Here is a 1352-nt window from a genome sequence, read left to right as displayed (position 1 = left end):
TGATGGGGTGGATGGCTCCTGCTTCAACCGGCGTCGCAATGCGCCATAGTGCAGGTGTCAAAATCTGCTTATGAGAGGAGCCACCCCATGCAAGTTACCACAATCGGTGTTGATCTGGCCAAGAACGTTTTCCAAGTCCACGGGATCACCGCGAGCGAAGAAGTCGTGTTCAACAAGCCGCTGCGACGAGCGCAATTTCTGCCGTTCTTTGCAAAACTGGAACCGTGCCTGATTGGCATGGAGTCGTGCAGCAGTGCGCATCATTGGGCCCGTGAACTGACAGCTCTTGGTCACGAGGTTCGGCTGATTCCGCCGATGTATGTGAAGCCATATGTCAAACGCGGTAAGTCTGATGCCATTGACGCCGAAGCAATTTGCGAGGCAGTGACTCGACCCACCATGCGGTTTGTTGCGACCAAAACAGTCGAGCAGCAATCCCTGTTGTCGCTGCATCGGGCGCGTGACCTTTTGGTGCGCCAAAGAACGCAACTCATCAACAATCTGCGTGGTCTGGTCGCGGAGTTCGGTATCTTCATTCCCAAAGGGCTGGCCCGTGTGATTGGATTTGCTGAGGACATCACTCTTGGTGAAGTGCTCGACTTGCCAGACATCGCCAACGAGGTGATCCGCAACCTGTCAGAACAGCTCATGGCTCTGCATAAGCGGGTCCGATGGTATGAAGAGCGCCTCAAGCAAGTGGCCAAAGAAGATACGCGTGTCCGTTTGCTGCGCACTATACCCGGCGTCGGCGCGGTGACGGCTTCTGCGATCATCGCCAGCATTGGAGATGGTCACCAATTCAAAAACGGCCGGGAGTTCGCAGCATGGCTGGGTTTAACGCCTGCCAACAAATCCAGCGGCGGTAAAGAGAAGTTGGGGCGGATCACCAAGATGGGTGACCAGTATCTGCGATCATTGCTTGTCGTTGGTATGACATCACTCGTTCGACAAACACGATCCCACCCCGAGCGAGCCAGCAAATGGCTTACATCCTTGCTTGAACGCAAACCTGCGCGTGTCGCAACTGTTGCCATGGCCAACAAGACCGCCCGGATCGTCTGGGCTGTCCTGACCCGCAACGAACCCTACAGCCCACGCACTATAGCCTGAGACGAAAAGAACAATGAGTTAGCAAGACCCGCGAGATGATGGTGCATAAGTCTGCCGCCAAAGCCAAGACACTCCGCCGAATGGCGCGGGCATAATAGCCCGTAAAGCTGATAGGAACTTGGTTTGCGGAACCCATCAGGGCCAGCGGTCAAAACCGCGCAAACAGGCCGGACACATGACTGCTTCTGACAAATGCACAAATCAGATCAAAAATGTCTTGCTATGCAGGAGCCATCCACACA

At 54.9% G+C, this 1352-nt stretch carries 1 protein-coding gene; it reads left to right on the top strand.

Annotated elements, in window-relative coordinates:
* The first annotated feature begins 87 nt into the window (after nucleotides 1-87).
* The gene (locus GFB49_RS20885) at nucleotides 88-1110 is read left to right on the top strand and encodes an IS110 family RNA-guided transposase (protein ID WP_027238688.1); all 1023 of its coding nucleotides are present in this window, start codon (nucleotides 88-90) and stop codon (nucleotides 1108-1110) included.
* Nucleotides 1111-1352 lie beyond the last annotated feature (242 nt).

This window comes from Tritonibacter litoralis (assembly GCF_009496005.1).
Classification (GTDB): domain Bacteria; phylum Pseudomonadota; class Alphaproteobacteria; order Rhodobacterales; family Rhodobacteraceae; genus Epibacterium; species Epibacterium litoralis.
This window is presented reverse-complemented; position numbering and strand designations above follow the sequence as displayed.

What these genes read in the sequence shown, in the direction of transcription:
- GFB49_RS20885 (WP_027238688.1), top strand. Translation starts at nt 88, where the DNA reads ATGCAAGTTACCACAATCGGTGTTGATCTGGCCAAGAACGTTTTCCAA.